Source organism: Pseudomonas sp. NFIX10, assembly GCF_900111955.1.
GTDB classification, from domain to species: domain Bacteria; phylum Pseudomonadota; class Gammaproteobacteria; order Pseudomonadales; family Pseudomonadaceae; genus Aquipseudomonas; species Aquipseudomonas fluorescens_AA.
Window position 1 is genome coordinate 25,796 of sequence record NZ_FOKH01000017.1, and the last position, 20,593, is coordinate 46,388.

Genomic DNA, 20,593 nt, shown 5'->3' on the forward strand with positions numbered 1-20,593 from the left:
TGAAGAATCCTCGTCGAAATGATTTATGAGTTTCACAACACATTGACGTGACCCCATTCGAGGAGTAACGCATGGCCCCTGCTTTCGGTTATTGGCTACTGGTCTACGCGGCCATCGCCATCATTGCGCTGATCGTTCTGATCGCCCGTTATCGGCTCAATCCGTTCATCGTGATTACCCTGGTTTCCATTGGCCTGGCGTTGCTGGCCGGGATGCCGCCGTCGGGTGTGGTGGGGGCGTACGAGGCGGGTGTCGGCAAGACGCTGGGGCACATTGCGCTGGTGGTGGCCTTGGGCACGATGCTCGGCAAGATGATGGCCGAGTCCGGCGGGGCGGAGCGGATGGCGCAGACCCTGATCGAACGCTTCGGCGAGCGCAACGCCCACTGGGCGATGGTGTGCATTGCCTTCCTGGTGGGCTTGCCGTTGTTCTTCGAAGTCGGCTTCGTGCTGCTGGTGCCCATCGCCTTCACCGTCGCCCGGCGTGTGGGCGTGTCGATCCTGATGGTGGGGCTGCCGATGGTCGCCGGGCTTTCGGTGGTTCATGCCCTGGTGCCGCCCCATCCGGCGGCGATGCTGGCGGTGCAGGCATTCCAGGCCTCGGTGGGCCAGACCTTGCTGTACGCGATCCTGATCGGCATTCCCACCGCGATCATCGCCGGCCCGCTGTACGCCAAATTCATCGTGCCGCGCATCCAGCTACCGGTCGAGAACCCGCTGGAGCGACAATTCCTCGACCGCGAGCCGCGCGCCAGGCTGCCGGGTTTCGGCGTGACCCTGGGGACCATTCTGCTGCCGGTGATCCTGATGTTGATCGGCGGCTGGGCCAACCTGATCTCCACGCCGGGCAGCGGTTTCAACCAGTTCCTGCTGTTCATCGGCAACTCGGTGATCGCCTTGCTGCTGGCGACCATCCTCAGCTTCTGGACCCTCGGCCTGGCCCAGGGCTTCAACCGTGAATCGATCCTCAAGTTCACCAACGAATGCCTGGCGCCGACCGCCAGCATCACTTTGCTGGTGGGTGCCGGCGGTGGTTTGAACCGGATCCTGGTGGACGCCGGGGTCACGCAACAGATTGTCGGCTTGGCCCAGGAGTTCCAGTTGTCACCGCTGGTCATGGGCTGGCTGTTCGCCGCGCTGATGCGCGTTGCCACCGGATCGGCCACGGTGGCGATGACCACGGCCTCGGGCATCGTCGCGCCTGTGGCGATTGGCCTGGGTTATCCCCACCCCGAACTGCTGGTGCTGGCCACCGGGGCCGGGTCGGTTATCTTTTCCCACGTCAACGACGGCGGCTTCTGGCTGATCAAGGAATACTTCAATATGACCGTCACGCAAACCTTCAAGACCTGGACGGTGCTCGAAACGCTGATTTCCGTGGTCGCGTTCGCCTTGACCCTCGGGCTTTCACGCTTGCTTTGAGCGCAACGCACCCCAACAGGAGCCGCCATGGACATCCTCTACCAGATCCGTTCCCGCCAGGATTCCTTCAGCGCCGGCGAAGGAAGAATCGCCCGGCTGATGCTCGAAGACGTCGGCTTCGCCGCCTCCGCCAGCCTCGATGAACTGGCCCAACGGGCGGAAGTCAGCAGCGCTACCCTGTCGCGCTTCGCTCGTACTGTCGGTTGCCGCGATCTTCGCGACCTGCGCCTGCAACTGGCCCAGGCCAGTGGTGTCGGCAGCCGTTTCCTCGACCCGGCCGGTGCGCCGGAGCAATCGGCGTTTTATGGACAGATCGTTGGCGATATCGAAGCGACTCTGCGCCAGCATCTGTCGGCATTCGAAGAGTCGCGGTTCGGCGATGCCGTGCGGATGATCGGCAAGGCGCGAATGATCCATGCGTTCGGCCTCGGTGGCTGGTCGGCGCTGTGCGGCGAGGAGTTGCAGGTACGGCTGGTGCGTTTCGGTTACCCGATTGCCGCCTGTCGCGACCCGGTGATGATGCGCATCACCGCCACTTCGCTGAGTGACCAGCACCTGGTCATCGCCTGTTCACTGACCGGTATCACGCCGGAGCTGTTGAGTGCCGTTGAATTGGCCCGCAGCTACGGCGCGGCGATCCTGGCCGTCACCCGCGCCGACTCGCCACTGGCCCAACTGGCCGACTGCGTGCTGCCCCTGCAAGGCGCCGAAACCTCGTTCATCTACAAACCCACGGCGGCGCGCTACGGCATGCTGCTGGCCATCGACGTGCTCGCCACCGAGCTGGCGCTGGCCCACCCCGAAGACAATCAAGAGCGCCTGCGGCGAGTCAAACTCGCCCTGGACGATTACCGCGGCGGCGACGATCACTTGCCGCTGGGAGACTGACATGCTGTACGACACGCTTATCCGCAATGCGCTGGTCATCGACGGCAGCGACAGCCCCGGTTACCACGCCGACGTCGGCATTCGCGCCGGGCGCATCGAACGCATCGGCGAGCTGGATGATGCCCGGGCGCTTGAAGAAATCGACGCCGGCGGCCGCGTGCTGGCGCCAGGGTTCATCGATGTGCACACCCACGACGACACGGTGGTGATTCGCCAACCGCAGATGCTGCCCAAGCTCAGCCAGGGCGTGACCACGGTGATCGTCGGCAACTGCGGCATCAGCGCTTCGCCGGTGAGCCTGCGGGGCGATCCACCGGACCCGATGAACCTGCTCGGCACGGCCCAGGCGTTCGCCTACCCGCGCTTCGGAGATTATCGTGGGGCGGTAGAGGCGGCGAAGCCGGCGGTCAACGTGGCCGCGTTGGTCGGGCACACGGCGTTGCGCAGCAATCACATGGATGATTTGTTGCGCACTGCCTCGGTGGGAGAAATCGCTGCCATGCGTCGGCAATTGCGCGAAAGCCTGGAGGCCGGTGCACTGGGTTTGTCCACCGGCCTGGCCTATGCCAACGCATTTTCGGCGTCCACCGACGAAGTCATGCAACTGACCGAAGAGTTGAGTGCATTCGGCGCGGTCTACACCACCCACCTGCGTAGCGAATTCGAGCCGGTGCTCGAGGCCATGGACGAGGCGTTCCAGATCGGTCGTCATGCGCAGAGCCCGGTGATCATTTCCCACCTCAAATGCGCGGGCGCCGGTAATTGGGGGCGAAGCCCGCAGGTGCTCGCGGCCTTGGAGAACGCGGCGAAAACCCATCCGGTCGGTTGCGACTGCTACCCCTACGCGGCCAGCTCCTCGACCCTGGATCTCAAGCAAGTGACCGATGCCCATCGCATCACCATCACCTGGTCGACACCGCACCCGTCAATGGGCGGGCGCGACCTGACCGACATCGCCCGCGAATGGGCGGTGTCGCTGTTGGAAGCGGCGCGGCGCCTGCAACCGGCCGGTGCGGTGTACTACGGCATGGATGAAGGCGACGTCCGCCGGATCCTCGCCCATCCGCTGTCCATGGTCGGCTCCGACGGATTGCCCGAAGACCCGTTTCCCCATCCGCGCTTGTGGGGCGCATTCCCACGGGTGCTGGGCCATTTCAGTCGTGATGTCGGGCTGTTTGCGTTGCACACCGCCGTGCACAAGATGACCGGCCTTTCAGCGGCGCGTTTCGGCCTCAAGCAACGGGGGGAAATCCGCGAAGGCCATTGGGCGGACCTGGTGTTGTTCAATCCACACACCATTCGCGATGTGGCCGATTTCAACCAACCTCAACGGGCTGCCGAAGGGATTGATGGCGTGTGGGTCAATGGTGTCTTGAGCTACCGCGAAGGCCAGGCAAACGGGTGCCGGAAAGGGCGATTCCTGGCGCGGGAAGGCGACTTGCGCCGGGGGTTTGGTCCCGCGAATGGCGTGTAAGCGGCTGATATTGTGTAAATTGACGTCACAATAATGGCACTGCGACACTAAAGAAGCCGGACCCAAGGCCGAAGCATTGGGGTCAACCCTCTAAACTGGGTCTTTTCAGCCAGGGAGCAACCCATGAGCTTCGGTAAAACCACCCCGATCCTGCGGATCTTCGATGAAACCAAGGCGTTGGCGTTCTATGTCGACTTCCTGGGCTTTACCGTCGACTGGCAACATCGCTTCGGTGATCACTTCCCGTTGTACTTGCAAGTTTCCCGTGGCGACTGCGTGTTGCACCTGAGCGAGCACCATGGCGATTGCACGCCGGGCTCGGCCCTGCGGATCGAGACCGATGAGCTAGAGGCGTTCCAGCAGCAATTGCAGGACAAGGCGTATCGCTACGCTCACCCCCAGATCCAGGCCATGCCCTGGGGGAGCCAGGACATGACGGTGGTCGATCCGTTTGGGAACCGGTTGGTGTTTACCAATGCGATCACTGTCTGAGAGGCGCCTCCGCTCGAATTCCCCAGGCCTGGCAGGATCCGAGCGGGTTTGAGTTGGCCAGGTGCAGTCAGGGACCGAGACCAGGGCGCGGAGCACGATTGATAGCCAAGACATGCTCGTTGTATTTCGCATAGTCCATAGCGTGGCGTCCCGTCTGGATACTGACGCTTTCCGGGATGATGCCGCTGCAATTGAAACAGGCAATGAAAGGTTTCGGTTCGTCCACGCCGGTTATTTTGTGGGTGAACAGTTGCGTGTTCGACAGCTTCATTTCAGCTTGACCCGGGTAGAGCGCAACGACCGAGTTGATCAGGCGGACTTCTCCGTGCGCCCCTGGCCCGCCCGTGAGCGTGGGAATGATGTTGTCGGATTTCTCGATGTGCTTGGCGATGAGGTTCTGGGTGTATTGCTGAAGTTCATGGACGTCCTCGACAGTCCTGCTCAGCGTCGGGTCGCTCTTTAACTCGTCAAGGTCCAGTTCGATTTTATGGATCGGATCGTTTTTCGTCGCGCTGTATCGTTCGGCCAGGTCGGCCAGGTATTCATGGGTATTGCCAATCCTGTAGCTGCCGAACTTCAGGTAGAAGCTTTCGCTTTGGGCGGTGCCGCCATACGTCTTGTCTACGCCACGGTATCCCTCCGGGCCGGATTTAGGCCCGGTGAGGTTGTAGAACTCGTTGAGGCCCACGCCCAAGCCCTCGACCAAGCCATGGGAGTGAACGACCAGCTCCTTGCGTTTGGTTTTGCTGAAACTGGGGCTGGCGTCGGGGTCTGGAGGACCTTCCTGATGAGTGCCGGCACGTTTTTTAGCGTGTTTCGTCGGTGGCGGCTGCATCATTTTCAGGGAGCGGGCGTGGCCATCCTCTTTCATCCATTGGATGAAATCCTCCTTCATCCACCCTTGACGGTCGACAAACCTGAGGGGGTTGTTTCCCACCATGCCATACAGGTTCAAGCCATCGACCGCTCCTGCCGGGTCGGGACTGATCCAGCGTTGCAACCACGGCGCGTAGTACCGCTGCCCGTAGTAATACAGGCCACTGGCATCGCGTTCCTTGCCGGAGTAGCGAAGGGTCCGGTAGTCGGCTTCCACGGCCGAGCGGGAGGCCTGCCAAGCGGTTGCGCCGTAGGGCAGGTAGCTTTCCTGGCTGATCAGGCCGCCCTGGTCGTCGAGTTCCAGTGAGCTGGAGCCCAGGTGGTCACCAAGGCTATAGCGAATCGGGTTGGCGGCGATACCGGACGGTCGGCCTTCGGTCCAGTGCAGGTAGCGCACATTGTAGCGACCGGCTTGCAGGGTAATGACTTCCAGGCGTTCATTATCGCGCGTGCGAATTTCGAGGCCCGGCAGATAACGGACTTCCCGGGTATGAATTCGTGTTGCGCCCAGGGTTGTCTGGAGCTTGCGTACCCGTTGGCCGCCGCTGTCGTAGCGATAGCGCTCGATGTCATCGGCAGCGTTTTCACGCCGCACCAACACCACGCCGTCGAGCTGGTTGCGCAGGTTCCACGTCAGCGCCTGGCCCGGGGCAAGCGTCCGCTGGTTGCCGTTGGCATCGAAGTCCACTGCTATGTCGGGCGTCGATTGGCCTTTGTTCCAAGCACGCAGGCGATTGCTCGCGGCGGCCACGTTCAGGGTCCGGGTGTAGTGGTTGCCGTCGCGACGATGGCGCAATTCGATCAGGTTGCCGCCGGCGTCGTACTCGTAGTGTTCGGTGAAGTTGAACAGCTGATTCGGGTCGATGGGTGTTTTGCCGGGGGCTGGAAGGTCCGGGGGGCCGGTCAATCCGGCGGCCTCGCGGCCCGTTGCGCTGATCAATTGGTAAAGACTGTCGTAGGTGAATGTGCTGGCGGCTTCGACCCGCTGGTTACTGCCGAACTGCACCGGTTGGGCCTTGTCCTCGAGATGCGTCACGTTGCCCACCGGGTCGTAGGTGTAGCGCAGATCCTGCAAGGTGCTGGCCGCCCGCGACGTGCGCAGGGCGGTCAATCGACCGTTGGCCGGATCGAACACGGCGCGACTGACGACCCCGTTGCCGGCCGTCTGGGATTCGATCTGGCCGGACGCGTTATAGACCAGATCGCTCATGATGACTTTTTCGGTCGCTGTGTTGCTTAACAGCAGGCCCACGGACTTGAGCTGACCGGCGATATCGAACGAGTAGCGCTGCTGGTGTTGGGCGGCATCGGTCTGCTGGATGATCCCGGCGAGGGCGTCGTAGCGCCAGCTCGTGGTGTAGCCGCTCCCCTGTTCCAGCAAGCGATCACGGTCTATCTCCTGCGCCGGCCAATCCAGGCGTTCGGCGGTGGCCAGCAGGTGCCGGGTCTGGCTGAGAGGTTTGGCGCAAAGCCCATAGTCATGGATCAGCAGGGTGCCGGCGCTGTCATCGTGACGGATCAGCGCACCGCAGCGGTTATGCACCGCAGACTCCGGCGAATTGTCGCCGTAGTGCCGGCATTCGACCCTGCGCGGCACGTCGCCGGCCGCTTGCTCATGAACGGCCGTCATGCGCAGTTGCGTGTCGTAGGTGGTTCGCCAATAGGTGCCTCGCTGATCCCAGCAGTGCGATAGCTGTCCGGCATCGCCAGGCAGGTACAGGCGCCAACCAGCATCGATACTGTCGAGCAACAGCGTCTTGCCGGACAAGCTGAAGACCGTCCGCAGGTTCGCTCCGCCGGTCGCCATAGCAAACAGTCGGGGATCACGCTGCGCCACCGCTCGTCCCGCCGCGTCATAGTCTTTCTGGACAATGCGCGCCTGGGAGGGGGCCTGGGCGTCGCGCCGGTAGTAAGCGATTTGCCGCACGGGCAGGCCACGACCGTCGAGGGCATTGATCGTGGGCGTCTTGTGATGAAGGCGTGGGTTCATGCGCCACCTCCGGTCTTGGTGGCGTGTTCGGACAGGACTTCCTGCAGCGTGTCATTCTCGTCCTCGTCCACGGTGTACCAGGGATGACGTGTATGCCGACGCATGTAGGCGAGGCCATTTTGCTTGGCGAGTAACACGTGGCTGGGGCGTCCGAGTGGGTCGTAGAAGTGTTGATCGAAATGCCCGGACTGGCGCAAGGACGCATCGTTGATGTGGCTGTGCCGGTCGGCGAAATAAGGGCGGTAGATACGCACCGCCAGGCCCTTGCTGTTGTATTCCACCCGTTCGCTGACACGCCAGCGCCTGGCTGCGATCTGCTCCTTGGGCTTTCCATCCGTCAGTGTCAGATCGCCCTTGGCGTCGACGACGTAAGCCTGGCCCGGTTCGACGAGTTGCTTGCTTTGCAGGGTTCGCCCGAAGCCATCGAAGCCACTGACGGCGATGCGGATTTGTCTTCGGGGGGCATCCGGGAAGCGGTCGGCGACCAGCGTGGCGATGTGTATCGGTTCACGGGGCGCGGCCTCGACTTCGTGTTTCAGCTTGAGGTCGTTGGCGGAGGGTGTCTGGAGCTCCGCCAGGCGGGCTCGGGCCGATGCGCGGATATGGCCGGAGGGCAGCAGGTCGCCGTTGTCCACGCAACGCGCCAGCCAGTCGCTGTCCGACCGGGCAACCGTCGAAACACGTCCCATCCAACTGAAGGGCGCGTAATAGAGGGTCATGGCGGCATCTTGCAGAGCATCCCTGCTTTGGTTGATAGCGTCTGCCGGGCTGCTGAACGATGGCCGTTTGAACTGTGCGAGCGGCTTGAAACCCACGGGCGTGTGGTGCTCGTCCCCATGAAAAGAGGTGGCCAATACTTGGCCGAACGCACCGAACAGACCTTCTTGTACGTTACCGTTGGGGTCGATGATGCGCAGGGGCTGGAGTGAGCGGTAATCGTAAAACGCCTGGGTGGTGCAGCCGTCGGGCAGTTTGAAGGTGGTGACAAGACAAGCGTACGGGTCATGGCTCATCTCGTATATGCCTTGGCTTTTGCTCGGTTGTACGGTTCTGGTTTTGTAGAAGCCCGCCAATGGCGCGTAGGTGGTGAAAGCGCTTTTGACTGACCAGAGTTTTTTCTCCGGCGAGGTGTCGAGAAGAAAATCGCTCATTCGGTGATAACCCATTCGCTCCAATAGTTTTCCTTTGGGCCGGCTGTCCTGTGGCAGTAATTGGAAGGCGCCCAGGGCGGTTTCATCCAGCTCGGCGCTTTCCAGATGGTCGACCAGGGCCTGAAAATCCGCGACGCCGTCCGGCAGGGTCGCTGCGCTCGACGCGTGTCTGTAGCGCTGCACGGACAGGCCGGTCAGCACGCCTTGGGTTTTCCAGGTGGTCTGTTGCGTGAGTTCGCTGAGCGTTTCGAAAGACAGGTCCCGTGGGGTCAACCCCTCGTCCGCAGGGCGCTTGGGGCGCTGCAACGCCTGGGTGCGTTGGCGATAAGGCAGGCCGAGTCGCCATTGCTGGGGTGTCTGCAGGTGGATGAATTCGGCACGGGTTTCGTTCAGGTAGTAGAGCTGCTGCGCCGGGTCATGCGCATCGCGCCACCACTGTTGCGGGTCGGCTTCGCTGAACGGTGGTGTATCGCTGGCGGTTTTTCGTCGGGCGTAATGGATGTCCACGCTGTGGGTCAGCGCGCCGTACCGGTCGTGTTGCAGGTTCAGGGTGTGCCGGCATTGCGGGTCATCGGTAATGCCTTCGTACTGGTAGCGGATGGACTCCAGCAGCAGGGGCAACATTCGGGCCTGCTGGCGAACGCTGTCGGGCGCTTGCAGCAGGCGCAGCCCATAACGGTTTTCCTCCACCGAGTACAGACGGGTGGTTTTCAACTGTCTGTCGATGCCGAAGACCTCGCTGCGCAATACCCGGCCACATAGGGCGCGAGCCATTTCCAGTTCGGTCGCCGCGTCTGGCGAGGCAATGATGCGATCCTGCAACGACTCTGGCGGACAGTGGCACAGCACGGTCTTGCCCAGCGGCACGGCTTCCTTGTCTGCGCGGCTATAGCCATTGCGTGGCAGGTTCACCCTTCGTCCGGTGTGAAACCAGGTCTTTTTCAGGCAGGTGGCGGTGAAGGCCTGGACGTCGATGTCGCCGGGGCTCGCTTCAGTGTCGGTTTGCAGCAACAGGCCAAAGCCCCGAAACTCACGTTCGATGCCGTCGTAGTAACCCTGGCGATAGGAGAATGCCTGGGTCAGTCGATTGCCGGTTATTTCATCCACTTGGGTCTGAGCGCAAACCAGGTGCAGGGCCAAGGGCAAGCGACAGGTGAGGGGTTTGCCGGCCGTCATCCGCTGCAGTTTTTCATCCAGCCACTCCTGGGCCGAGCTGCGGTAGCGGATGCGCTGGTCGGCGCCCATGTTGTTGTGGATGCCGGTGAGCAGGTACGGTTTGGCGCTGACGAAGTCGTAGCGCCAATGCCGCGGCGTCATGTGCGGCGCGCTCAGGATCAGGCTGGAACAACCAAGCCCTTGCAGGTCGGCGATGCTGACCTGGCACAGAGGATCGTAGCGCAGGCCCTCCGGCCAGGGCAGGGCGACCGCAGGGCTGAAACCATGGCCGCAGCGGTTCATGAAAATCAGGGCCCGGTCCGCTTGCAGGTAGATCAGGTCCACAGCGCCGGAGCCATCCAGGTCCGCCAGGCGGATACGCGCGGCGTCGAAGCTGTCGTAGGCCAGCCCGGGGAAGTCCAGCACCCTGGCGTTGCCGAAACGCCCTCGGCCGAGGTTGGGCCAGCACTTCACTTCGTTGTGACGAATGCGCACCAGGTGCTGCTGGCCGCTGCCCAATACATCGCTGAAAGCCACCAGTTCGCCGGCTGAGGCACTGAATGGGGGCAGGGCGTCTTCGTTTTCCTCGCGAGGGACTTCCACGGGGGGCGAAAAGCCGTGTTCCCGCTGGTTGGCGTACAGACGAACACTGCGCGGGCCGATCACCGCCAGGTCGCCGAGCCCGGCACCCATCAGGTCGGCCAACTGCCCTTGGGGGCTGAAAAACTCTGGCGCAAGTGCATTGAACGTGGCGAAGCCCGACCAGCTTCGTTCGGCATCGAGGGCGAAAAAGCCGCTCACTTGCGGCTGGGCGACGAGCCAGTCCAAACGACCGTCACCCGTGAAGTCACTCAGGGCCTGGTGCACCGGTGTGGCGGTGTCGGTCGCCGGGATGTGGGGCAGCGTTCGCCACGGGCCGTAGGTCACGTCGTTGCCTTTGGTATTGGCCCGCATGGGCTCGCGGTAATGCCAGCCGTTGTCGGTTCGATGGAGCACCCCCGGCAGTCCCTCGCCGTACAGGTCCACCAGTTGATAGGCACGATCATCGTTGAGCCCCGGCATGTCCTGGAAACGCCGCCAGGCACGGGGTTCAGGCGCAAGCTGGAAGGTGCTGTAGCTGAATTCCACGGGCGGCCGGCTTTCGGCGGCTTCACCTTCGCCGAACGCCTGATCATGGGCGGCGCTAAGGAGCGGGTAACCCAGAGATGTCTGGTGATAATCCAGCAGCAGGCGCCGCACCAGGACGGGGGCGGTGCCCAACTCCTCGGGGAAGCGGTGAAACATCAGGACCTGGCGACACAGCCGTTCGGTGCGCAACTCAAAACCGTAGGCGAAGCTGGAAAATGCATCGCCACGGGCTTGCCACTGCTGGCCCTCATAAGACGGTTTTCCTGCGTAGGCGGTGGTCCGTTCGCCGTAGTCGAACACCAGTTCGAAGTGCCATTGCACGTTCGCGAGCCGATCCGCTGTCCACCCGTAAAGGTGTGCATCGGCCTCGAAATTGCCATAGCTGACCTGGCTCAAATAGCGTTGGGCCGTGGTGTCTGTCTTGTACTGGTAAAGGATGTGCTCGCCGTGGGCGTTCAGGCTTTCCTCCAGCAGCCATTCGCCGACACGGCTCGTATCCTGGGGATCGGCGCGCCGTGCTGACAGGTGCTTGCCAAACAGGTGGAGGCTGCCGTCGGCACCGTGCACCAGCCAGAAACCGGTCTTATCGTCTTGCGAGGACCAATGCTCAATTCGGTCGAAGTGGCTTTCGATCCTGGGAAAGTATTGGGTAACGGTATAGCGCGTGCCCAGGTCCAGACCGTTGTAGCGGTCGATGTAGATGGCGGTGATGACACCTTGTGGATCGCGTTCGGCTAGCCACGCCACCTCGCTGGGGCCGACGAACTCGTCATCTTCGGTATACGCCGGTACACCCTTGCTGGTGCGTCGCGTCACGCTGGGTAACGACAATCCCCAGCCGATGCCGAACACACCGTTGCCGAGCGAGCTGAGATAGCTCAGGGTCAAGGGCGGCGCAAAGCCACGCCCTGGGGATATGGGCAGGGCAATCTCATAGGAGGCCGTACCGTGGGCGCCGACGGGGCTCGATCCTTTGCCGATGCTTTGGATGGCGCCGCCCCCCTTGGGCAGGGACGGTGCGGTGACAGGCAGCGGGGCGTATTCATTCATTGCACACCTCCACCAACCCTGGCGGTATAGCTCACGTGCACGATGACGTCGGTCAGCGACTCCAGCAGGTCTTTTTGGGCCTCGGGGTTCGGGAAGGTCAGCTGCCACTTGGAAATCGCGCCGGTGTATTCAAACGGCAGGTAGCGATCATCGTTGAAGTTCAGGGTGAACAGACCGTTGTCGTCGACACCCGTCGAAAGGGCGATCTGCTGGTTGGCGCGCCAGCTCTCCATGGCTCCTCCTTGATCGTCCGGCGACAGGAACACGGTGCTGGCGGTCTGGGTCAGCGTGGCTCGAATGTTTTCATAGGGCCCGACGACGGTGGGCAGGGTCACGCTGATGGTTTTGATGCGCCGCAGGTAATGTCGCTGGCCCTTGTAGTCGTCTTCGAACAATTGATGGGTCAGCTCGAACTCGCATCTGCCCTGTTTCAGGTCTGCGTGCAACTGCGCCCACTCCTTGTTGAGAAAGCTGGCAGCGGTTTTGCCCTTGAGTTGTCGCAAGGATATTGTCTTGCGGATCTCCAGCTCCCGCTCGTGACGTTGCAGGTACCCGGCGTGCATCTTCAACAGGTTCAACTTCAGCCGCTCGCCAGCGCCAAGCCCGCGATAGGTCGCATGCCAGGCGCCAGGTTGAATGAAGCGGGTGTCGAAGTCGGCGATTTCATACTGCCAACAGGCTTCGGCGGCCAGGCATAGGCTCAATGTCGCGTCGTAGGCCTGGCGATACAGTGCGACCAACTGGCTGTTGAGCCATTGATACAGTTGTGCCTTGGTAAAGCGTTTGCTGAGGAAGTCGTAGTGGGCCTTGGCTTGGCCCAGGGTCGATTCGGCCAGCCGCAGTTGCAGGCGAGTGGCGGTTTGCTGCTCGGTGAATTGTGCCAGTTGTGCGTCGATCTGGGCCAGTTCGAGTTGTGCCTGGTCACGAATCAGGGTCCATTCCTCCCCGCGACGATCGAACTGTGCCGTGCGATCGAGATGAGCCGCCGCGGTACGATCGTCGATGGCGGCGCCTTGGGCGAGTGCGGTAGCCGCGTGCATGGCACCTTCCCAGCGAATGCCGCCATTGCTGAAACCAAAGATGTTCGGAGCCATCATCAGGCCGCCAGCCGTGACCTGGGCGTCCGATGCCGAGAGCTCGGAGGCGCCGCTGTTCAAGTACAACTGGCAGGCCAGGGTCTCGGCGCCACTGATACCGTTGTCCAGCAATTGTTGGTAGTGATTGATCCGGCCCTGGACAATCGCCTTGCTGGCCAGCAAGGCTTGGCGATTGTGCTGATCGATGATCAAGGCCTGGCGTTGCAGGTCGACGGAGATTTTTGCCAGGTCCCAGGCTTGCTGTTGTTGCAGCTCCTGCAACTGGGCCTGTTCCTTGCGCTCGATCAGCGACAGCAGCAGGGTGCCGAATTGGCTGAGGCTTTCCACGGCGTTCTGGGCATGGCTGTGCATGACGGTGAAGCGATAGTGGGGCATGGTGACGCTCGGCAGGCCTGTCGATGGGCTGTCCGAGAGACTCAGGGCATTGGCGCTGGAGAGGGCGCGCGGGTCCAGCGGTGCCGCGATGATCGGCAAATGCAGCGGCTTGCCGGCCATGTCGAGGTTATGCCGCAGGTTGTACAGGCGACTTTCTGCCGTCTCCCAGCGCTTGAGCAGTTGTGGGTTGAACGGCACGCGCAAATACGGGTTATCGATCGCCGCCAAGGCCGCTTGCGAATGGCCTTCCTGCGCAAGCGACGGCGGGCTGGCGGTTGGTAGGGGCAGCCGGTTTTCAAAGCGGCGTAGGTCATCATTATTCGAGGTGCTCAAGCCGTTAAGGCTGACGGCCGTCCAGTGATCGGCCGGTTGAACGGTCGGACGTGGCCCCAATAAGTCCAGTGTCCGGACGTACCAGAGCTTTGCCTCACTGAGGCTATCCGTTGTCAGCTCGCGGTACGCGGCATCGCCTCGGTTGATCAGGATGTCGAGGTACAGGAAGTACAGGGCCTTGCGAAAGTGCACGGGATGACTGCGAGCAATCTGATGGGGATCTTGGGGGGCCTGGTGGGAATACGACGGTATGTCACCGTCGAGCAAAGGGACGCTTCTCCAGCATTCGGCCTTCTTGCGACCCGGGTCGAAGACATAGCGGAGCCACCGTTCAGCTTCCTCATATCGATGCTCGGCGTTCAAGCGATGGGCGACCAGCCAGGGCACGTAGAGAAACAGTTCGGTGAAGTAACGACCGTATGGCCCATGGAAGTCCATTCTGTTGCTTGGGGCATCGGGCAGCGTGGGTTCCGGCAGGTGTTGAGTCGTCCAGTCAAACAGTTCGTCCAGGCTGTTTTCGGTACGCCGGATTAACTCTTCGGCGAATACGGTGTTCAGCCTGATCGGTTGGCGCTTTTGGCTACTGCCGTCGCTGTTCTTGATGGCGGACTTGGAAAAATCGATGAATTGGGTAGTGCCCAGGTTGGGTGTCGGTAGGGAGGTGATGCCGGGAGGCTGGGAGAGTGCAGGGGCGAGGTTGAGCGTGATCGCTTTGAGGGCGAAGGAAACTGTTTTTTCCGGTTCGCGAGGACTGGCTAACGCAACCCCATAAAATAAAGTAGCGCCCTGTTCAGTGATTTCTTCGATGTGCAGCGGGTATTCATAGAGAGCCGGTAACTGCGTTACTAAGGGCGTCGTCGCGACAGGTTTCAGGTCTTCATAAGTAAGTGAGTCGGGATCCAATGTGTCTGGCTGACGGAAGACAAGATATCTCCTATATAAAAGCTCTTCTTGGTAATTAACGATAGCCGGGATATTAAAAGTCTCTTTTGGTGTTTGGAAGGTCATAGGGACATTAGCCAAACGGTTGTTTTTGGTGGCGGCGATCAAATATCGGACCGCAGCGACGGAAATGAGCTTGCCACTTAAATCGCGATTCCATGGCAGCGTAAGGCTCTGCGATTCTTCATCATCTATGAGTACATTCGTCATATTGCCGAAGGACAATACATATTGGTCATAGAAGGCCCCGGGGATGAGTGTCATCGTGAGCTTCGAATCATCAACCAGGGGAATATAGGCGGAGGACGGTAAGCTTTCTTGAGGCGGAACTAGATTAAACTTTATGGTGCCTGTGTAGAGTGTAATTCTACTCACGGTCGGGGGGAGCGATGCGTTGTCGGCGTTGAAAGACAGGTAATGGGTCGAGTCGGCGGATCTGACGATCACGCCGTTTAGCTGGTCATCGAAGTTGGGAAGCGTATTAACGATGTTTTTTGGCAGGGTTGTGTCAGCTCCTTCTATTTTCACAAGGGACAGTTTGGTTTGGATCCTCTGATCGTGAAGACCGACGAGATCATCCCCAACGGAGCTGCGATTTGGACCGGGCTCTGTTCCTGTCTCCGTTTGCTCGATAGATACTGAGTTGTTCGGATCATGGCCGAGATTTTTATCGACACAAACCATTTTGCTAAAACTGAAAGTCTTCACCGACGTGGCGTTGGCGTCGGCACTGGGGCGCTTGGCACACAGTATGAGGCTGAGCGAGTCTCGTGCCGTGTTGTGAAGCTGCACCGCAACGGTACCTATTAACGGCCTGATTGCCTCCAGGCTCTGACTGGCAAGTACGTCGCAATAACCTTGTAGGCCAACTCGCGCGGTGCTCCAACGGCCATCCTGCTTTTTGAAGCAATAGCTCAAGCGTAATAGAGGATGGGTTGCAGTCGGTGAAACGGCGTTGGCGTTCGAGGCGTCGGTGCTGACGGCTGATGGGTCCTGATGAATGCATTCTGCCCAGACAATGAACAGCCGATTGTTGAACCAGACCGGTCGGATCGTCTGTTCGGCGGCGCTCTCGGGAATCGGCACATCGGCTTTTTCCCAGTCCGACCAGGCGTGTGGATCTGGCTGGTCCTGCTTGGGGGCTTTGGCTGGCGGTGACGGGGGCGTACCATCCAGTGGGCGTTGCGCCATGTTCAGTGAACGCCAGAAGTAGCTGTTTTCGGAGCGGGATTTGGCAATGAAGTAATAGGTGCTGTTGGCAAAGTCCGAGCCGTCGATGTAGCCGTTGAGAATGTTCAGGTTGGCGACTTCTTCGAAGCGGGTCAGGTAGGCCATGACCGCCGTTTGAACGGCATCGGGTTGAATCTGGTTCTGGCTGAGCTCGTTTTCCAGTTGCCGGAAGTTCTCGCTTTTATTGGCCCTCAGGGCGGGGTCGAGATAAGTCGCGGGGAAGTACAGCAATTTTTGATGGGCGGCCCAGATGGGGTACTGATGCATCTCATCGCGCCATGTTTTCAAACGCTCGGCGCCGATACTGGCCGGGTCGTAACCGGGCTCCAGGTTCATCAGGATGCGGTTGATGTACTGCTGCAGGCTGGCAATGGCGCAGGCCACGGGCGTGGTGGGCACGTCCTGGCTGACCAGCACATCGAGCAGCCAGTATTCGTAGAGGTCCCGGGCTGTCTTGAGCTGGCGGGTTTTCGTCGTGGCCTGGTCGGGCGCGACCTTGTTCAGGTAAAACGCCAGCAGGGCATCGCGCAGGTTTTCATCGAGCTGCTTTTTCAGGGCAACGGTCATATTCGATCCTTGAATATTGAAGTGGGGTGGTCAATGGCTGGCCGCGATCAGCGCTTCGCCGACGGTTTTCCAATCCGAAACAGGGCTGTGGGTATTCAGTGCGGTTGCCTTGAGCAGCAGCTCTGCCGACAACCCTGTGCTGACGCAGCACGCCTGGCAGCGCATGACCCAGTCCAGCGTTTCCATTGACGTCGCACGTTGCGGTTCCAATTGCGCCGTGAGGCGTTGCACTTCTTCGCTGTTCCAGTTCAGGAGGCTGGCCAGCAGGCTGTTGGCTTCTTTTTCCGCCTGTTGGCCGTTCTGGTTGGCGACATGCAGGTAGTGCAGCAGGTTTTCTTCGGACTGCGCCTGGTGACGGGCGCAATAACTGAAGCGCTCGAGCAGATACAGCGTCTGGGGCGTGAGGGCTCTGGAAGTGTTCGAGGCCAGCCATGTCGGGTTTTCCATCAAGGCGTTCAGCGTGCTGCTGCCCAGGTGCAGATGCTGGCAAGCCTCGGCGGTGCGAAGTACTTTTGCCAGCGCCTGCGGCATGATGTCCGGGGCAGCCTTGATGGCCGCGACAAGCGCCTCGGCATCGGTGTCGGCCATTTGCATCACGTGAGGGACGAGCTCGGTGGAAAGGTCGGCCATGTCATGCAGCAGGGTTTCAATCAGGTGCTGAGGGTCGTGCTCGGCGTTGGTGTCCGCTCGAAGTTTTGCCAGGCGTTGTTTAAGGTTCTGGCTCAGCGGCAAGCCCGCTTCTGGTTCAGCGAACAGACGACACCACTGCAGCACATCGAGACCGTTTTGCCTGAGCCAGTCGACGGCCCAATCCAGGGCCATCAGTACGTCGAGAATGTCGGGCGTCGAGGATGCCGGGGGAGACAGTCGTCCGGTCGCCAGTGCCTTGCCGTAATCGTCCCCGCCCAATAGTCGGGCCAGCTCGGTGCACTCCAGCGGCGATAGGCCCAGCATCCGGGCGATGCGGGCCTGGCGGTAGAGGGATGAAACCGTGGGCAGGTCGTGTTCCAACCCCGGCAGGTATTGTTCGCTCTGTTGCGCAAGCAATAGCAACGCGTCCTGGGTCATGGGCAATCCGAGGCCGGCACTCAAGTAGCTGAAGGTTTGCTGGTCGGTGACGGCCAGTGGCTTCTTGGGGTATTGCCACACGGGGTTTTCAAGCAAGCGGGTGCGATTGAACACCTGATCGAACAACGGGACTCGTTCCCCGCAGGCTTCAACCGGCATGTCGTGCAGCAAAGAAGCAAACTCTTCAGGCGCGATGCCATGACGTTGGTTCAGGTACCGGTAGACGCCAAGGGTTCGTAACGTGTTGGCACTGAGCGTGTTGCTCCCCTCGGATCGCAGGGCGTTGATGATCAGTGTGTCCAGTTCGGCCACGGGGATACCGGTCCAGCGATGCAGGCGGATCATGCGCTGGAGACGGTCGAAACGTTCATCGGAATAGTGCAGGAAGACGCGCGACGCCCCTTGGGTTTCGATGCGCAGGGGGGGAGTACTTTCCGACCCGTTGATATAGCTGGCGCCATAAACGCTCTGCGTGGCGTCCGGGCTGTTGACCGAGCTGCGAGGGCTGTAGCGGCCTTGCGCCAAGAGTTGTTCCACCTGGTCCGTCGTCAGCCCGGTGCGTTCCTGGAAGAAATCGAGCTGACCCAGGCGTGTGATGTCCTGGGTGCCATAGCTTTTCTTCAGCGCGTCAGGCCTGGCGCTTGAAGCGCTTGGCGCGAGCAGCAGGTTCTGTTGTTCCGGGCTGAGACCGGACAACAGCTTTTGGGCATCGAGATGAGACGTCGTGACGCGCCCGTACGCCGAAGGGCCTCGTGAAAATGGCAATTGCAGGCTGATCCGATAGTTCAGCTCGCCGAGGGCGGGTTTGCCTGCGCCCAAGCCAAGCAGACATTGGTGGTGATGCAGGTCGTAGGGCAGCGAGAAGGGATAGTGCTCACCGGCCAGCACCTGCTGCACGGTCTCGTTCCTGCCGGTACTGGCCAGGTGCGCCGCGATGTTGCTGCGCAGGGTGTCGTTGATGATGTCGAGCATCGGGCGCGTGGCGAAGGCGCTCTGTCGATCGAGCATCAGCTTGCCGAGGTCCGGGCGCCGCTCATCCAGGGTGATCCTGGCCGCTTGTACAGGGGCCGGTAGCTGCTCCAATTGCCGGGCGAACAGGTACAGGGCGCGCAGATACGCCACCGGTGAGTCGATGGCGGCGATGTCGCCTTCGTTGCAGAACTGATCCCAGTTTTCTTCGAAGAGTGCCTGATAACCGACGGACGCTGGCGTTGAATCCGAATCCAGGCTGTGCCGGAAACTTGGCTGGGTGTCCTTCCTGGGTGATACGCGGTGCTCCTGGTACAGGCGGCTGATTTGTCCGGCATAGCTCACAGCGCTGTCGTACACCCGTCCTGCATCCGCGTCGCTGTGCTTGGCGAGTTCTAGGGCGAACTGCGTTTTGTCCATGCGCACGATGTCGAATACCGACGTCACACCCATGTGCTGCAGGGCTGTTCTGAATTTGGTTTCTGAAGTTTTGTTGCCGGCAGGGAAGGCGACGAGCCGGTGCAACAGCGAGTCGTTGCTAACGTCCATGTGGGTCTATCTCCTGTTCGAACGGAATGTGCGTTTCGGGAGAAAACCGTACAGGAGCACGCAGAAAAAAACGGTAGGACAGCAGGGGAAGATGTGTACGAAAGGGCGATGCGTGGGCGGTTTTTAATTACGGTGGCCCGGGGGGCGGCTGAGTGGCCGCTAGACAAGTTGAGCGCTTTAAACTAGCTTGAAATCAATGATTTCATTGATTGCAGGTGTTTTATGGCCAGCCTCACTATTCGAAACCTGGACGATCAGATAAAGGAACAACTGCGTATCGCGGCAGCCCATAACGGCCACTCCATGGAGGAAGAGGCTCGGCTGATTTTAGGGCGTGCCTTGGCAAGAGTGAGCCCTGAAGGTGGATTGGGGAGTCGCATCCGGAACAGATTCAGTGCCCTGGGCGGTGTGGAACTGGACCTGCCTGCGCGTGACGAAAAGGCCAATGCGGCGGATTTATCTGAATGATAGTGCTCGATACCAACGTGATTTCAGAGTTCATGCGTGCAGAGCCGAACGCCAGGGTCCTGGCCTGGGTTGATTTGCAGCCTGCAATGGAACTGCTCATTTGCGCTATTTCCGTGGCGGAAATTCTTCATGGTGTCGCCCGGCTGCCTTCCGGCAAGCGCAAGCAAAAGCTTGAAGCCCATGCAATGGCAATGTTCGAAGAGGATTTTGCTGGCAGGATCCTGCCTTTCGATGCCCATGCGGCGGTTGAGTACGCGATCCTCGTTGCGTCATGCGAGGCCAAGGGGAGGACGGCCGGCCTGGCTGATGCACAGATTGCCGCTATTTGCCGTACTCATGGGGCGCTGATTGCAACTCGCAATACCCGAGACTTCGAGTGCTCAGGGGTTGAAGTCATCAACCCCTGGAACGCTTGAAGGGGGCTTCATCCATAACGCCCGTATCCCATCGGAACCGGGCGTTGTCCATGATCAAACCCTGAAGTGGCTGACCATCATCTGCAATTGACTACCCAGCCGCGCCAGCTCCACGCTGGAGGCGGCGGTTTCTTCGCTGGCGGCGGCGGTCTGTTCTGACACGTCGCGCACGTTGATGATGCTGCGGCTGATCTCCTCGGCCACGGCGCTTTGCTGCTCGGCAGCGGCGGCGATCTGCTGGTTCATCGACTGGATGTTCGACACCGTGCGGGTGATGTTTCCCAGCGATTCTCCAGCCTTGCGGGTCAGGGCCACGCTGCTGTCGGTGAGGCTGCGGCTGTTGTTCATCACGGCGGCCACTTGCTGGGTGCCGTTCTGCAGGCCGGCCACCAGGCCTTCGATTTCCTCGGTGGATTTTTGCGTGCGCTGGGCCAGGCCACGGACTTCGTCGGCCACCACGGCGAAACCACGCCCGGCTTCACCGGCGCGGGCCGCTTCGATGGCGGCGTTGAGCGCCAACAGGTTGGTCTGCTCGGCCACGGCCTTGATCACGTCCATGACGCTGCCGATCTTGTCGCTTTCCTGTTGCAGCACGGTCATGGCGTCGGTGGAACGCACCACTTCGCTGGCCAGGCGTTCGATCTGGGCGATGGCTTCGCTGACCACCTTGTCACCGGCACGGGCTTCGCCATCTGCGGCGGCGGCTGCCTGGGAGGCTTCTTCGGCGTTGCGCGCCACTTCCTGGACCGTGGCGGTCATCTCATGCATGGCGGTCGCGACCTGGTCGGTCTCGACTTTCTGGCTGTTGACCCCGGCGCTGGTCTGCTCGGTCACGGCGGACAACTCTTCGGCGGCGCTGGCGATCTGGGTCACGCCATCGCGGATGCCGCTGATCAGGTCACGCAGGGTCACGCCCATGCGTGCGATGCCTTGTTGCAGTACACCCAGTTCGTC

Annotated in this window: 11 protein-coding genes; 6 read left to right on the plus strand and 5 right to left on the minus strand. The window is 60.9% G+C overall.

Annotated features, from left to right (window positions below):
• Window positions 1-71 precede the first annotated feature (71 nt).
• From BM321_RS16720 to BM321_RS16735, 4 genes are all read left to right on the plus strand, one after another.
• Window positions 72-1,421 carry a GntT/GntP/DsdX family permease gene (locus BM321_RS16720; RefSeq protein ID WP_092443427.1) on the plus strand — a complete coding sequence of 450 codons (1,350 nt, stop codon included), beginning with the start codon at window positions 72-74 and terminating at the stop codon, window positions 1,419-1,421.
• Window positions 1,422-1,448: 27 nt separating this feature from the next.
• Complete coding sequence (locus BM321_RS16725; RefSeq protein WP_072411014.1) at window positions 1,449-2,309, plus strand: MurR/RpiR family transcriptional regulator; 861 nt, start codon at window positions 1,449-1,451, stop codon at window positions 2,307-2,309.
• Window position 2,310: 1 nt separating this feature from the next.
• Window positions 2,311-3,783: an N-acyl-D-amino-acid deacylase family protein gene (locus tag BM321_RS16730; RefSeq protein ID WP_092443429.1), complete on the plus strand. Its 1,473-nt coding sequence runs from the start codon at window positions 2,311-2,313 to the stop codon at window positions 3,781-3,783.
• Between the two features lie 123 nt (window positions 3,784-3,906).
• The gene (locus BM321_RS16735; RefSeq protein WP_092328704.1) at window positions 3,907-4,275 is read left to right on the plus strand and encodes a glyoxalase superfamily protein; all 369 of its coding nucleotides are present in this window, start codon (window positions 3,907-3,909) and stop codon (window positions 4,273-4,275) included.
• Window positions 4,276-4,342: 67 nt separating this feature from the next.
• Here the strand turns inward: BM321_RS16735 and BM321_RS16740 are convergent, their stop codons facing one another.
• Genes BM321_RS16740 through BM321_RS16755 form a run of 4 tightly spaced genes read right to left on the minus strand, consistent with a single transcriptional unit; the run spans window position 4,343 to window position 18,755 of the window.
• Window positions 4,343-7,141, minus strand: coding sequence for an RHS repeat-associated core domain-containing protein (locus BM321_RS16740; protein ID WP_092443431.1), 2,799 nt, complete (start codon window positions 7,139-7,141; stop codon window positions 4,343-4,345).
• Window positions 7,138-11,625: a SpvB/TcaC N-terminal domain-containing protein gene (locus BM321_RS16745; RefSeq protein ID WP_092443433.1), complete on the minus strand. Its 4,488-nt coding sequence runs from the start codon at window positions 11,623-11,625 to the stop codon at window positions 7,138-7,140. Before BM321_RS16745 ends, BM321_RS16740 begins: the two co-directional genes overlap by 4 nt.
• On the minus strand, window positions 11,622-16,169 hold the full coding sequence (locus BM321_RS16750; protein ID WP_092443434.1) for a Tc toxin subunit A-related protein: 4,548 nt from the start codon (window positions 16,167-16,169) through the stop codon (window positions 11,622-11,624). Before BM321_RS16750 ends, BM321_RS16745 begins: the two co-directional genes overlap by 4 nt.
• 30 nt (window positions 16,170-16,199) lie before the next feature.
• The gene (locus tag BM321_RS16755; protein ID WP_092443436.1) at window positions 16,200-18,755 is read right to left on the minus strand and encodes a Tc toxin subunit A; all 2,556 of its coding nucleotides are present in this window, start codon (window positions 18,753-18,755) and stop codon (window positions 16,200-16,202) included.
• 222 nt (window positions 18,756-18,977) lie between these two features.
• Here BM321_RS16755 and BM321_RS16760 point away from each other — a divergent pair, with 222 nt between their 5' ends.
• On the plus strand, window positions 18,978-19,223 hold the full coding sequence (locus tag BM321_RS16760) for a FitA-like ribbon-helix-helix domain-containing protein (protein WP_060739269.1): 246 nt from the start codon (window positions 18,978-18,980) through the stop codon (window positions 19,221-19,223).
• Window positions 19,220-19,639 (plus strand): type II toxin-antitoxin system VapC family toxin, encoded by a 420-nt coding sequence (locus BM321_RS16765; RefSeq protein ID WP_092443438.1) that lies wholly within the window; start codon window positions 19,220-19,222, stop codon window positions 19,637-19,639. The genes BM321_RS16760 and BM321_RS16765 overlap by 4 nt, the downstream gene beginning before the upstream one ends.
• A 54-nt stretch (window positions 19,640-19,693) precedes the next feature.
• Here BM321_RS16765 and BM321_RS31320 read toward each other — a convergent pair whose 3' ends face one another.
• Window positions 19,694-20,557, minus strand: a complete 864-nt coding sequence (locus tag BM321_RS31320; protein WP_371856630.1) for a methyl-accepting chemotaxis protein — start codon at window positions 20,555-20,557, stop codon at window positions 19,694-19,696.
• Window positions 20,558-20,593 lie beyond the last annotated feature (36 nt).